13 protein-coding genes are annotated in these 12,240 nt (G+C 68.4%); 5 read left to right on the plus strand and 8 right to left on the minus strand.

Annotation, left to right across the window (positions count from 1 at the left end):
• The first annotated feature begins 18 nt into the window (after nt 1-18).
• The 5 genes from FHU38_RS02345 to FHU38_RS02365 all read left to right on the plus strand — a co-directional run bounded on the left by FHU38_RS02345 (nt 19) and on the right by FHU38_RS02365 (nt 5,072).
• Nucleotides 19-888: a Cgl0159 family (beta/alpha)8-fold protein gene (locus FHU38_RS02345; protein WP_167175387.1), complete on the plus strand. Its 870-nt coding sequence runs from the start codon at nt 19-21 to the stop codon at nt 886-888.
• A complete protein-coding gene (iolB, locus tag FHU38_RS02350; RefSeq protein ID WP_167166046.1) occupies nt 885-1,775 on the plus strand; it encodes a 5-deoxy-glucuronate isomerase in 891 nt (296 codons plus the stop codon). The genes FHU38_RS02345 and iolB overlap by 4 nt, the downstream gene beginning before the upstream one ends.
• Nucleotides 1,772-3,610 (plus strand): 3D-(3,5/4)-trihydroxycyclohexane-1,2-dione acylhydrolase (decyclizing), encoded by a 1,839-nt coding sequence (gene iolD / locus FHU38_RS02355; RefSeq protein ID WP_167166048.1) that lies wholly within the window; start codon nt 1,772-1,774, stop codon nt 3,608-3,610. The genes iolB and iolD overlap by 4 nt, the downstream gene beginning before the upstream one ends.
• Nucleotides 3,611-4,261 carry a class II aldolase/adducin family protein gene (locus FHU38_RS02360; RefSeq protein ID WP_167166050.1) on the plus strand — a complete coding sequence of 217 codons (651 nt, stop codon included), beginning with the start codon at nt 3,611-3,613 and terminating at the stop codon, nt 4,259-4,261.
• A gap of 127 nt (nt 4,262-4,388) precedes the next feature.
• Nucleotides 4,389-5,072: a hypothetical protein gene (locus FHU38_RS02365; protein WP_167166052.1), complete on the plus strand. Its 684-nt coding sequence runs from the start codon at nt 4,389-4,391 to the stop codon at nt 5,070-5,072.
• Here FHU38_RS02365 and FHU38_RS02370 read toward each other — a convergent pair.
• The 8 genes from FHU38_RS02370 to FHU38_RS02405 all read right to left on the minus strand — a co-directional run bounded on the left by FHU38_RS02370 (nt 5,053) and on the right by FHU38_RS02405 (nt 11,969).
• Nucleotides 5,053-5,361 (minus strand): ANTAR domain-containing protein, encoded by a 309-nt coding sequence (locus tag FHU38_RS02370; RefSeq protein WP_167166054.1) that lies wholly within the window; start codon nt 5,359-5,361, stop codon nt 5,053-5,055. The two genes, FHU38_RS02365 and FHU38_RS02370, sit on opposite strands and share 20 nt — an antisense overlap.
• Nucleotides 5,362-5,656: 295 nt before the next feature.
• Complete coding sequence (locus FHU38_RS02375) at nt 5,657-7,093, minus strand: MBOAT family O-acyltransferase (RefSeq protein WP_167166056.1); 1,437 nt, start codon at nt 7,091-7,093, stop codon at nt 5,657-5,659.
• Nucleotides 7,094-7,251: 158 nt separating this feature from the next.
• On the minus strand, nt 7,252-8,220 hold the full coding sequence (gene rlmB, locus FHU38_RS02380; protein ID WP_167166058.1) for a 23S rRNA (guanosine(2251)-2'-O)-methyltransferase RlmB: 969 nt from the start codon (nt 8,218-8,220) through the stop codon (nt 7,252-7,254).
• The gene (gene cysS, locus FHU38_RS02385; protein ID WP_167166060.1) at nt 8,221-9,603 is read right to left on the minus strand and encodes a cysteine--tRNA ligase; all 1,383 of its coding nucleotides are present in this window, start codon (nt 9,601-9,603) and stop codon (nt 8,221-8,223) included. It lies immediately after the preceding gene.
• A 17-nt stretch (nt 9,604-9,620) separates the two neighbouring features.
• Complete coding sequence (locus FHU38_RS02390; protein WP_167166062.1) at nt 9,621-10,307, minus strand: HAD family hydrolase; 687 nt, start codon at nt 10,305-10,307, stop codon at nt 9,621-9,623.
• Nucleotides 10,304-10,792 (minus strand): 2-C-methyl-D-erythritol 2,4-cyclodiphosphate synthase, encoded by a 489-nt coding sequence (ispF, locus tag FHU38_RS02395; RefSeq protein ID WP_167166064.1) that lies wholly within the window; start codon nt 10,790-10,792, stop codon nt 10,304-10,306. Before ispF ends, FHU38_RS02390 begins: the two co-directional genes overlap by 4 nt.
• Nucleotides 10,789-11,472 carry an IspD/TarI family cytidylyltransferase gene (locus FHU38_RS02400; RefSeq protein ID WP_208415874.1) on the minus strand — a complete coding sequence of 228 codons (684 nt, stop codon included), beginning with the start codon at nt 11,470-11,472 and terminating at the stop codon, nt 10,789-10,791. The genes ispF and FHU38_RS02400 overlap by 4 nt, the downstream gene beginning before the upstream one ends.
• 5 nt (nt 11,473-11,477) lie before the next feature.
• Entirely contained in the window at nt 11,478-11,969 is a 492-nt protein-coding gene (locus FHU38_RS02405; RefSeq protein WP_009156479.1) for a CarD family transcriptional regulator, read from the minus strand.
• Nucleotides 11,970-12,240: the final 271 nt, after the last annotated feature.

Consider the following 12,240-nt stretch of genomic DNA (forward strand, 5'->3'; position numbering starts at 1 on the left):
CTGCTCCACGTGCGCGCGATGGACCCCGGTGCCGTTCGCGCTGCCTACGCGAGGCGGGAGCGAAGGTCGAACCTGCTGTCCGAGCACGGCACGCTGTTTCTGGTGGCCGCCGATCACCCGGCGAGGGGGATGCTTGGAGTCGGGGCCGACCCGCTGGCTATGGCGGATCGCCGTGGGTTGCTGCGGCGGTTGCTCGTGGCGCTTGCCAACCCCGCCGTGGACGGCGTGCTCGGCACAGCCGACATCGTCGAGGAACTGTTGCTGCTGGGCGCATTGGAGCGCAAGGTCGTCATCGGCTCGATGAACAGGGGCGGCCTTGCGGGGGCGGAATGGGAACTCGACGACAGGTTCACCGGCTACACCGCCAAGTCCATTCTGGAGTCGCGGTTGGACGGTGGGAAGATGTTGCTGCGTCTTGAGGACAGCGATGCCGCAACCGTACCTACGCTTCAGTCGTGCGCTCGTGCGGTATCCGAGTTGGCCGCGTCCGGGCTGGCCGCGATGGTCGAGCCGCTGCCCTATCGGCGCGACAACGGCAAGCTGGTGCTCCGTCGTGACACCGCTTCACTGGCGCGCGCCGTCGCCGTGGCATCCGGGCTCGGCGCTACCTCGGCGCACACGTGGCTCAAGCTGCCCGCGGTGGACGACGGCCGGGTGTTCGACGCGACAACGTTGCCCGTGGTGGTGCTCGGCGGTGTGCCGTCCGGTGACCTCGCAGCCGACCTCGACTCCTGGGGGCGCACGCTCGGCCATCCCGTGGTGCGCGGCCTCGTCGTTGGCCGGTCGTTGCTGTACCCACCGGATGGCGACGTCGAGGCGGCGGTCGAGGGAGCGGCGCGGATCATGGACCGGGTACGGGTGTCCAGCAAGACGCGGGAGGCCGGATGAGCGCGTTGCATCGACCGCGGGGAACCCTCGTCGACGGTGACGATCCGGTGCTGCTCACCCCGGACAGTGCCGGCTGGACCTACACGGGGCTCCGGGTGCTGTCGTTGCAGGCCGGCCAGCCACGAGTGGTCTCGACCGGCGAGTTCGAGGCTTTCGTCCTTCCGCTATCCGGCGGCTGTGTCGTCGAGGTCGACGGCGGCTGGTTCGAACTGGCCGGAAGGGATTCGGTCTTCAGCAGGGTCACCGACTTCGCCTACGTTCCGCGAGACGCGGAGGTGAAGCTCTCCTCGTCGCAGGACTGCGAGGTGGCGCTGCCCATGGCTCGGTGCGGACGGCGGCTGGCCCCCGCCTACGGTCCCGCTGAACAGGTGCCGGTGGAAGTGCGCGGCGCGGGCAACGCCACAAGACAGGTCAACAACTTCGGCGTGCCCGGCGTGTGGGACCACGCGGACAAGCTCAACGCCTGCGAGCTGATCACTCCCGACGGAAACTGGTCGTCCTACCCACCGCACAAGCACGACGAGGCGAGCGAGTGCGAAGTGGTCAACGAGGAGGTCTATTACTTCCGCATCGCCGGGCGGGACCAGGTGCGGCCGAGCAGGGAGGGCTTCGGCCTGCACCGCACCTACACCGCGGACGGCGAGCTGGACGAGGACGTGGCCGTACGCGACGGCGACGTGTTCCTCATCCCGCGCGGATACCACGGCCCGTGTGTCGCCGCGCCCGGTTACCCCATGTACTACCTCAACGTGCTCGCGGGCCCCGCCGAGCAGCGTTCCATGGCGTTCTGTGACGACCCCGCGCACTCGTGGGTGCGCGACAGTTGGCGGCACCAGGCCGAGGACCGGCGCTGCCCCGTCACGACGGCGGCGGGGAGGCGGGCATGAAGCTCACCACGGCACAGGCGCTGGTGCGCTGGCTCGCCGCGCAGCGCACGGAACTGCTCGACGGCACGCGGGTCCCGCTGTTCCCCGGCGTGTTCGCGATCTTCGGGCACGGCAACGTGCTTGGGCTCGGCAGTGCGCTCGCCGAGTACCGCGACAACCTGCCGGTGTGGCGAGGGCATACCGAGCAGGGCATGGCGCTCGCGGCGGTGGGCTACGCGAAGGCAAGGCATCGGCGCCAGGTCGGCGTTGTGACCTCGTCGATCGGCCCCGGCGCGCTCAACATGGTGACGGCTGCCGGTGTCGCCCATGCCAACCGGCTGCCGCTGCTGCTGCTCCCCGGCGACACCTTCGCGGGCAGGGCGCCCGACCCGGTGTTGCAGCAGGTGGAGCACTTCGGCGACGCCACGACCACCGTCAACGACGCGTTCCGCGCGGTGAGCAGGTACTTCGACCGCATCACGCGGCCGGAGCAGTTGCAGGCGACGCTGCCGCAGGTGGCCAGGGTGCTCACCGACGCTGCCGACACGGGGCCGGTGACCATCGCGCTGCCACAGGACGTGCAGGCCGAGATCTACGACTTCCCGGAGTCGCTGTTCGAGCCCCGGCTGCACCGGGTGCCGCGAGCCCGGCCGGACACCGGCGAGGTCGCCGACGCCGTGCGGGCGCTGGCGGATGCGCGGCGGCCGTTGCTCGTGCTCGGCGGCGGCGTGCGCTATTCCGGCGCGGCCTCGGTCGCGCTGGACTTCGCGAGAACCCATGCCGTTCCCGTCGTGGAAACCACCGCGGGCCGCGCGCTCGTACCGCACACCGAACCGCTGTTCGCGGGACCGCTCGGCATCACCGGCTCGGCCTCCGGCAACGCGCTGGCGGCCGAGGCCGACGTCGTGCTCGCCGTGGGCACCCGGCTGCAGGACTTCACCACCGCCTCGTGGACGGTGTTCCCGAGCGACGTGCGGCTGGTGACGGTGAACGTCGCGCGCTTCGACGCGGTCAAGCACGGCGCCACGGCCGTCGTGGGCGACGCGCTGTGCGTGTTGCAGGAGTTGGACGCGGCGCTGCCGGGTGGGCCGATCGGCGAACCGGACTGGGCGGCCAGGGCGGCCCTGGAGCGGGCGAGTTGGGATGCCCACATCGACCGGCTGCGCGCACCTGGCACCGGCCTGCCCAGCTATGCCCAGGTGGTGGGTGTGGTCAACGAGCTGTCCGAAAGCGGGGACTATGTGTTGACCTCCTCCGGCGGCCTGCCCGGTGAGTTGGTCGGCGGTTGGCGCGCGGCGGGTGAGGTCCCGATCGACGTGGAGTACGGCTTCTCCTGCATGGGTTACGAGCTTGCCGGTGCCTGGGGAGCCGCCATGGCATGGGAAACCGGGCTCGTTACCACGCTGCTCGGCGACGGCTCGTATCTCATGTTGAACTCGGAGCTGTTCTCCGCCGCGTTCGCGGGGCACCCGTTCGTCGCGGTCGTGTGTGACAACGGCGGCTACGCCGTGATCGCCCGCCTGCAGGAGGGCAACGGCGCGGCCGCGTTCAACAACATGTACCCCGACTGCCGGACGGAGCACGACACCCCGCCGAAGGTGGACATCGCCGCGCACGCCGAATCGCTGGGCTGTGCGGTGTTTCGAGCCGACGGTCTGGACTCACTGCGTGCCGCGTACGTCCAGGCACGCGCGGCCGCCGTCGCGGACAGAGTTCCGGCTGTGGTCGTGCTTCGCACGCACCCGAGCTCGTGGACCGAAGCGGGCGCGTGGTGGGAGGTCGGCGTGCCGCCGCACCTGGCAGGGCGCGCGGAGTACGCGGAAGGCAAGGCGCGGCAGGTCCGTTACGCTCGCTGAGTGTTGCTTGGTGAGCAGAGGTCGGCGGTGTGCGACCACGCGCGTCGAATGGTCGCGGACGGGCTGGTGGTAGGCACCTCGGGCAACATCTCAGTGCGGGCGGGAGATCTGGTGGCGGTGACGCCGACCGGGGTGGATTACGAGTCGTTGGTGGCGCGGGACATTCCGGTGGTCGCGTTGGACGGTTCGGTGGTGGCCGGAGCGCTGGCGCCGACCAGCGAACTGCCCATGCATCTGAGCGTGTACCGGGAGGCGGCCGATCCCGACGGTGAGGAGATCACCGCGATCGTCCACACCCACGCCGTCCACGCGACCGCGGTGTCCACATTGGTTGACGAGGTGCCCTCGGTGCACTACGTCCTCGCGACGGTGGGGGCGACGGTGCGGGTGGCACCGTATGCGACGTACGGAACGCAGGAACTGGCCGAAGCGATGCTGGCCGCGCTGGAGGGCAGAAGGGGCTGCCTGCTGGCCAACCACGGCACGCTGACCTACGGCGGGAGCCTCACCGCCGCGTATCACCGAGCCCAGCAGTTGGAGTGGGCATGCAGGTTGTGGTTGCTCGCCAGCTCTGCGGGGACACCCCGGTTGTTGCCGCGCGCGGAACTGGAGCACGTCGTGGAGAAGCTTCGAAGCTACGGGCAGGGCTGACGACGGCTTCTCCGCAAACGTTTGCGTCCGGCTTTACGGGAAGCGAGGCCGAAAGCGTCACCCACGTAGGGCTCGGGTTGGTAACGATCGTCCTGCCGACAGTGCCGTGACGGTGCACTATCTTCGGGTGGAATCGGATGCCGCTGTAAGGCCGTCGCAGCCCGTTGACTTTCCCGTATACGGAGTTGGCGCGGGTTTTCGGGCCGTGCGCTGGGTGGATTTCTTCGAGGGTGCACCCGACACACCGCCGTGGGCGCTGTGGCTCGGCCACCGCGACGAAGAGGGCGAAAGCGGGGTGCGGGTCGGCACCCTGCCCCGGAAGCGCTACGAGCAGACTATGTGCCCGGGTGGGGGAGATCCGGTGGCCGAGGTGGCACACAGCGGGGCACTCGGACTGGTGAACCTGACGTTGCCGGACACGTCGGTACCGAGGCCGGACGGCCTCATCGTGGCGCTCGTCGAGCACGCCGAGCGGCAGGCGAAGCGGTACCGCGAGTGGCCGCTGGTGTGGTGGGACATCGACGGGGCGTGGGTTCGTGCGCGGGTGTGGCATTTCGCGGGCGCGTGGACGGGGTTCACGGAGGCGCTTGCGGACACCTATGTCGTGGCGATCGGGGTCGGCGTCGAGTCGCGTGGTTTGTCGTTGGCAAGGGTCACCGACCTCACCGCGTACGGGACCGATCTGCGCGCGCCGTTGAGTCTCATCGAGCTCGGCAGACACAAGAGCACCCAACCAAAGGCATGGATACCACCACCTACCCGCGGGGCTTTCCACCCGGACCAACTCGCGCTTACCCCAAAGGCCGACTAACCCGCGAGTCCCCCGCTCCTGCCCGCGAGTCCTGCGCTCCTGCCCGCGAGTCCTGCGCTCCTGCCCGCGAGTCCTGCGCTCCTGCCCGCGAGTCCTGCGCTCCTGCCCGCGAGTCCTGCGCTCCTGCCCGCGAGTCCTGCGCTCCTGCCCGCGAGTCCTGCGCTCCGCCGTTGTCAGCCACGCCCTTGACGAGTGAGGTGGTAAGCGCGCGGAGTTTGACGTCGGAGTCGCGGGCAGGCTTGCGAAGGATCTCGACGGCCTCGTTCGGCGAGCACCGCCTGCGGGCCATGATGATTCCTTTGTCTGTTCGATGCCGACCGAAAGGACAAGGCACTCCCGCGACTGGTGACCTCTCGTGTCAGCTCCTCGTGCACTCGCTCGTTCGTGGGCACGGCGAAGACGAACTTGGCCCGGTCACCCGCCGGCGGCATATCGGTGGTTTGCGGTGTGGGCGGCTCGCCATGCAGCGGGGCCACAGCGAGGTGACGTGCACCGGGAAGCACCAAGGTTCGCATGACCACCGTCGCACACCGGCGGCCACTCGTTACGCGTTTGTCGACAAATCAGGCAGTCGCAGATCAGGATCAGAACTGGTAGTAGAGGAAAGGGCTGAAGGTGCCCGTCGCCACGAGGATCGCGGCGTAGGCGAGCCCTACGGTCATCACACCCACCCGCAGTGCCGCTGCGGGCTTGCTGCGCGCGGACTCCAGCAGTGGGCCAGCCACGGGGTGCGCCGGGAGGAAGAAGATCGCCGCCGCGCCGAGCAGCAACACCAATCGCTGGTTGGTCAGCGCGGTCGCGACCACATCAGTGAGGCCTGCGAAGTCGGGCACGAGCATGTGGCCCAGCATGGTCAGCGCGTCGCCGACATCGGCGGCCCTGAAGAACACCCACCCGAAGACAACCAGCAGGAGTGTCAGTGCCCGACGGGCGATGCGTTCATGCCGTTCTTCCGGTGTGGCGTCCCATCCGAACGCCCGCTCGATGATCAGCAGCGCTCCGTGGTACACGCCCCACACCACGAACGTCCAGGCCGCGCCGTGCCAGAATCCGGTCAGCACGAACACGACGGACAGGTTGCGATAGGTCTTGGCCGCTCCGAAGCGGTTACCGCCCAGCGGAATATAGACGTAGTCGCGAAACCAACGTGACAGCGACATGTGCCAGCGCCGCCAGAACTCGGTGATCGTCACCGAGGAGTAGGGGCGGGCGAAGTTCTCCGGCAGCCGAAAGCCCAGCATCCGGCCGAGCCCGATGGCCATGTCGGAGTATCCGGAGAAGTCGAAGTACAGCTGCAGCGTGTAGCCGATGGCGCCAAGCCACGCGATCGCGAATGTCATTTCGTCGGCGGGTGTTGAGAAGCATGCGTCGACCATCGGAGCCAGCGAGTCGGCGATGATGGCCTTCTTACACAGCCCGAGCGCGAACCGGGGGAACCCGGCCGCGATGTCGTCCAGCCGGTGTCGCCGGTGTTGCGGCAACTGGTCGGCGATCTCGCGGTAGCGCACGATGGGCCCCGCGGCGAGCTGCGGAAACATCGAAATGTAGGTGCCGAACGAGACCGGGTCTCGCAGGGCTGGCCGTTCGCCGCGGTAGATGTCCACCACGTAGGAGATGTGGTGGAAGGTGAAGAAGGAGATGCCGATGGGCAGCGCGAGTTCCGCGATGGGAAAGTCACCGCCGAACAGCCCAGCGAAGGCGGCGATCTGCTCCGTGGCGAATCCCGCGTACTTCCAGATGACCAGGATCGCCAGATCGAAGGACACGACGCCGATCAACAGCCAGCGCCGCCACTTCGCGGGGCGCATTCCCCAGTCGTCGGGCTCCAGCGCGGGCCCCGCCGCGAAGTTGACCACCATGCACGCGAGCAGCAGCAGCGTGAAGGAGCCCGCCCCGGTGGCGTAGAAGATGAGGCTGCCGACGGCGACCACGCCGTTTCGCCAGCCACGGGGCAACACCAGGACGGCGAGCAACACCGCGGGCATGAAATACCACAGGAACAGCGGCGAGACGAACGACATCCTGCGGCCCCCTGGTCACGACTCGAGCATCGTGACCATAGCCGAGCGGAGCGGCCGCCGGACTCAATATGGCTGCCAAGTGGTCAGCGCCATTTCGCGCTACCCGGTCGCCCACCGTCTCGGAGGAAGACGAGGCCACCGACCGACCCAGCGGCGCGCTACGTGCGGCCAGCGGCTCGGCGCCGCCGAGCCACCTCCGCGAGCAGGACCGCTCCGGCCACCGACGCGTTCAGCGACTCGACGCCTGCCGCCATGGGGATCGACACGGTGACATCGCAGGTCTCCCGCACCAGCCTGGACAGCCCGCGTCCCTCGGAGCCGACTACCACCACCAGCGGATCGGTGGCGAGGTCGAGTGAGTCGATGTCCACGGACCCGTCGGCATCCAACCCGGCGAGCATCAACCCTTCCTCGGCCCACGCCCGCAGTTGCCGAGTGAGGTTCGCCGCGATCGCGATCGGGATCTTGGCCGCCGCGCCCGCGCTGGTCCGCCAGGCCACCGCGGTAATGCCCGCGCTCCGCCTGCCCGGCAGGAGCACCCCGTGGGCGCCGAATGCGGCGGCTGAGCGGACCACCGCACCCAGGTTGCGAGGGTCGGTCACGCCGTCGAGCGCGACGAGCAGCGGCGGCTCTCCCGAGTCACGGGCGATCGCCAGCAGGTCGTCGGGATGGGCGTACTCGAACGGAGGCACCTGAAGGCCGAGCCCCTGATGCACCGCGCTGCCGGTCTTGCGGTCGAGCTCGTCGCGCGGCACCTCCAGTATGGAGATGCCCTTGTCCGCCGCCGTTCGGATCGCCTCGGTGACTCGGTCGTCGGTGTCGATGTTCAGCGCGATGTACAACGCCGTCGCGGGCACACCCGCGCGCAGCGCTTCCACCACCGGGTTACGACCCGCGATGATCTCCGGACCTTCGGCGGCCTTCTTCGCGGCGGCGCGCTGCTTCTCCGCCCGCGCGGCCGCGGCCGCGGCACGTCGCTGCGCGGGATGACCAGGACGCTGCTCCGCCCTCGGTGTCGGCCCCTTGCCTTCGAGTCCCTTACGCCGCTTGCCACCCGACCCGATCACAGGGCCCTTCTTGGTGCCCTCCTTGCGAACCGCGCCACGGCGACGGGAATTGCCTGCCATCTAATCAGTCCTCATTGTCCACAGCGGACCGTCTGGGGTGTCCTCGACCGCGATGCCCGCGTTCGTCAACTGGTCACGGATGGTGTCCGCCTTGGCGAAGTCGCGCTCGGCGCGCGCCTTCGCGCGCTCGGCTAGCATGCTGTCCACCAGCGAGCCCAGTGCTCTCGACTCCGCACCCGAAGCCTCCGCCCACCGCGACGACAGCGGGTCGATCCCGAGGACGTCAGTCATCGCACGCACCGTCTCCGCCAGTTCGAGCGCCTTGGCCGTGTCGTGCGCATCGAGCGCGGCATTGCCGTCACGCACCACGGTGTGCAGCACAGCGAAGGCCTGCGGGGTACCGAGATCGTCATCGAGCGCGGCGGCGAACTCGCCGGGTACGCGGCCGATGCGGATCTCGCCCGCGCTGCCCGCCACCCTGCGCAGGAACTGCTCGATTCTCCGGTAGCCGTGTGCCGACTCTGACAGCGCGGCGTCGGAGTACTCGATGGTGGAGCGGTAGTGCGGTTGGATCAAGTAGTACCGGAGTTCGACCGCGCGGTAGCGCCGCAGCATCTGCGGGATCGAAACCACGTTGCCCAGCGATTTCGACATCTTCTCGCCCGACAGCGTCACCCAGGCGTTGTGCAGCCAGAACCGGGCGAAGCCGTCGCCTGCGGAGCGCGACTGGGCCCGCTCGTTCTCGTGGTGCGGAAAGACCAGGTCCACCCCGCCGCCGTGGATGTCGAACTCGGGGCCGAGGTAGTTCGTGGCCATCGCCGAGCATTCCAGATGCCAGCCCGGCCTGCCGTTGCCCCACGGAGTCGGCCAGGCGGGCTCGCCCGGCTTGCCCGCCTTCCAGAGCGTGAAATCGCGGGGGTCGCGCTTGCCTTCGGCCTGCGACTCCCCCTGCTGCACGTCGTCCAGCCGTTGCCCGGAGAGCGCGCCGTAGCTGTCGAACGAGGTCACCGAGAAGTAGACATTGCCGTTCGCGGCGTATGCGTGGCCGCGGTCGATGAGCCGTCGCATCAGTTCGATCATTTGCGGCACATGACCGGTCGCCCGAGGGGCGATCGAGGGCGGAAGGCAGCCGAGTGCGGTATAGGCATCCTCGAACGCGCGCTCGTGTGTGGCCGCCCACTCCCACCACGGCCGACCTGCCTCGGCGGCCTTGGTGAGGATCTTGTCGTCGATGTCGGTGACGTTGCGGACGAACAGCACGTCCAGTCCGTTGTGGACGAGCCAGCGCCGCAACACGTCGTAGTTGAGTGCACCGCGCACGTGACCGATGTGCGGGATGCCCTGCACGGTGGCCCCACAGACATACACGGACGCCGTTCCCTCACGCGCGGGCTGGAACTCCCGGACGTCCCTGGTAGCGGTGTCGAAAAGATGGAGGGCCACGAGGAAAATGGTACGGGTCAGAGCACGGAGTGCTCGCGCAGGGCGGTCAGCAGCCCGTCGGTGCGCTCGGTGGTGGGTAGCGGGTCGACCAGCGCGAACGAGCACCCCAGTGCGCGTGCTCCGCCGTCGGCGGTCGCGCTGTCACCGATCATCAGCGCCTGTTCGGGTGCGACGCCGAGCCGGTCGAGCAGCATCGCGAAGACCGTAGGGTCCGGCTTGATCGCCCCGACCTCGTATGACAGCACGAACTCGTCCACGTAGGGGTCGAGTCCGTGTTCGGTGAACGTGGGGCGGATGTCGAACGCGATGTTGCTCAGCACCCCCACCGACAGTCCCCGTTCGGCCACGCTCTTGAGGGCCGTTTCGGCGTCCGGGTACGGCGTCCACTCCGCGGGGTCCACCAGTCTGCGGTAGAGCGCCTTCGCCTGCTCGACGGTGGGCACTCCCGACTGGCGGAGCACCTCGAGGTAGATCTTGCGGTGCAGGGTGGGATCGAGGTCGCGGTTCTCCCAGGCGTGTCGGTGCTCGTCGTCGAGTTCCACCGTGAGCGTCACTGGTGCTGTCATCCTGCGTAGTAGTTCCGCCTGCGCCTCGACGTCTAGTGGGTCACCGGTGTGGTCGGTGAGGTCGCGCAGCCAACTCTGGTCGTGCTCCAGCCGGAACAAGGTGCCGGAGAAGTCGAACAGCACAGCCCGAATCGTCACGCCGAACCACGCTCCCCTGCGCCCACTTCCAGGAGCAGCACGCTGGCGATCGCCGCGACTCCTTCCCCCCTGCCGGTAAGTCCCAGCCCGTCGGTGGTGGTGCCCGACACGTTGACCGGGCCGCCGACCGCTTCACCGAGTACCCGCTGCGCCTCCTCCCGCCGCTTTCCGATGCGCGGCGCGTTGCCTACCACCTGGACAACGGCGTTGCCAACTCGGTAGCCGGCCGCCTCCACCCGCCTGCGGACCTCGGCCAGCAACTCGGCACCGTGCGCCCCCGCCCAGCGCGGGTCACCGGTTCCGAAGACGGAGCCAAGATCGCCGAGCCCCGCGGCCGACAGCAACGCGTCGCACAGCGCGTGTGACGCTACGTCACCGTCCGAGTGCCCCGCGCAGCCGTCCACGCCGGACCAGTGCAATCCCGCGATCCAGCACTCCCTGCCGGGTTCGGTGGGATGCACGTCGACACCCTGGCCGATCCTCAATGTGCTTCCTCCTCGGCGAGCAGGGCTTCGATGACGGTCAGGTCGAAGGTGGTCGCCACCCGCATGCCGTGCGGGTGGCCGACGACCGTGTGTACCTCGACGCCGAGGTCGGGCAGTGGCCTCGCCGGGTCGGCGCCGTCGGACACCTCACCGGGGAGATCGCCGAGGACGTCACTGAGGACACTGCCGAGGAAGCCCTGCGGGGCCTGCATGCCGCGAAGGTGATCGCGATCTCGGGTGCCGACAATCCAGCCACTCGCGTCAACCACCTTGATGGTGTCGGTGACCGGTTCCACGGGTATCGCCGCAGGCGCGCCATCACGGAGTGCGTCGACTACCGCACGAACCGTCTCGGGACGGGTGAAGGCCCTTGCGGCCTCGTGTACGAGCACGACGTCATCTGGAGCGGGCCGAGCCGCCCGCAGCGCCACGCGAAGCGAGGTGGCCCTGTCCTGCTCGCCCGGCAACACCGTGACCCGCGTGTCCGCGAGCGGCGCCACGGCGGCCGTGTAAGCGGCTACGTGTTGCTGCGGGCCGGCGACGAACACCCGGTCCACGCAGCCCGACTGCAGCATGCCGCTAACGGCATGCTGCAACAACGGCGCGCCCTGGACGCGCGTGAGGGCACCCGAATCGTGCCCGTCCCGATTGTCCAGAGGAACCAGTGCTATGACGTTCAGGGCTGCTAGACCGCCGCGGTTTCCAGAACCTCGTCGAGGAGCACTTCAGCCTTGCCCTCGTCGGTGCCCTCCGCGAGCGCCAACTCACTGACCAGTATCTGCCGTGCCTTGGCCAGCATCCGCTTCTCGCCTGCCGAAAGGCCGCGATCCTTCTCACGTCGCCAGAGGTCGCGCACCACTTCGGCCACCTTGTTGACGTCGCCGGAGGCGAGCTTCTCGAGGTTGGCCTTGTACCGGCGAGACCAGTTGGTCGGCTCGTCGGTGTGAGGAGCCCGCAGTACATCGAAAACGCGGTTCAGACCGTCCTGGCCCACGACATCACGAACGCCGACGATCTCAGCGTTGTCTGCGGGTACGCGAACCGTAAGATCACCCTGCGCGACCTTCAGGACGAGGTACTGCTTTTCCTCGCCCTTGATCACGCGTGTCTCGATCGCTTCGATGAGTGCGGCACCGTGGTGCGGGTAGACGACGGTCTCTCCGACCTTGAAAACCATGTGTCCTCTGCCCCTTTCGCTGTATCCATGTTAGCACGACGCTTATGGGGGTAACCAGACACCCGGGGTCGTCCTTGCAGGTCAGTGGCCTGATTGGGCTCCGGTCGGGGGTTGACAAACATGCAATTCCCGTACTCACGCAGGTAGCGCGGAGTTGATTCCGATCTTTGTCGGATATCCACTGTGGACCCCATTCTGGTTGATCTCACGTGAGTGACACCACGTGTCGGGCACCACGTGCGGATCGAGTTCGGGGGCCGCGTTAGTCTCC

Origin of the sequence: Saccharomonospora amisosensis, assembly GCF_011761185.1 — a bacterium.
Lineage (GTDB): Bacteria > Actinomycetota > Actinomycetes > Mycobacteriales > Pseudonocardiaceae > Saccharomonospora_A > Saccharomonospora_A amisosensis.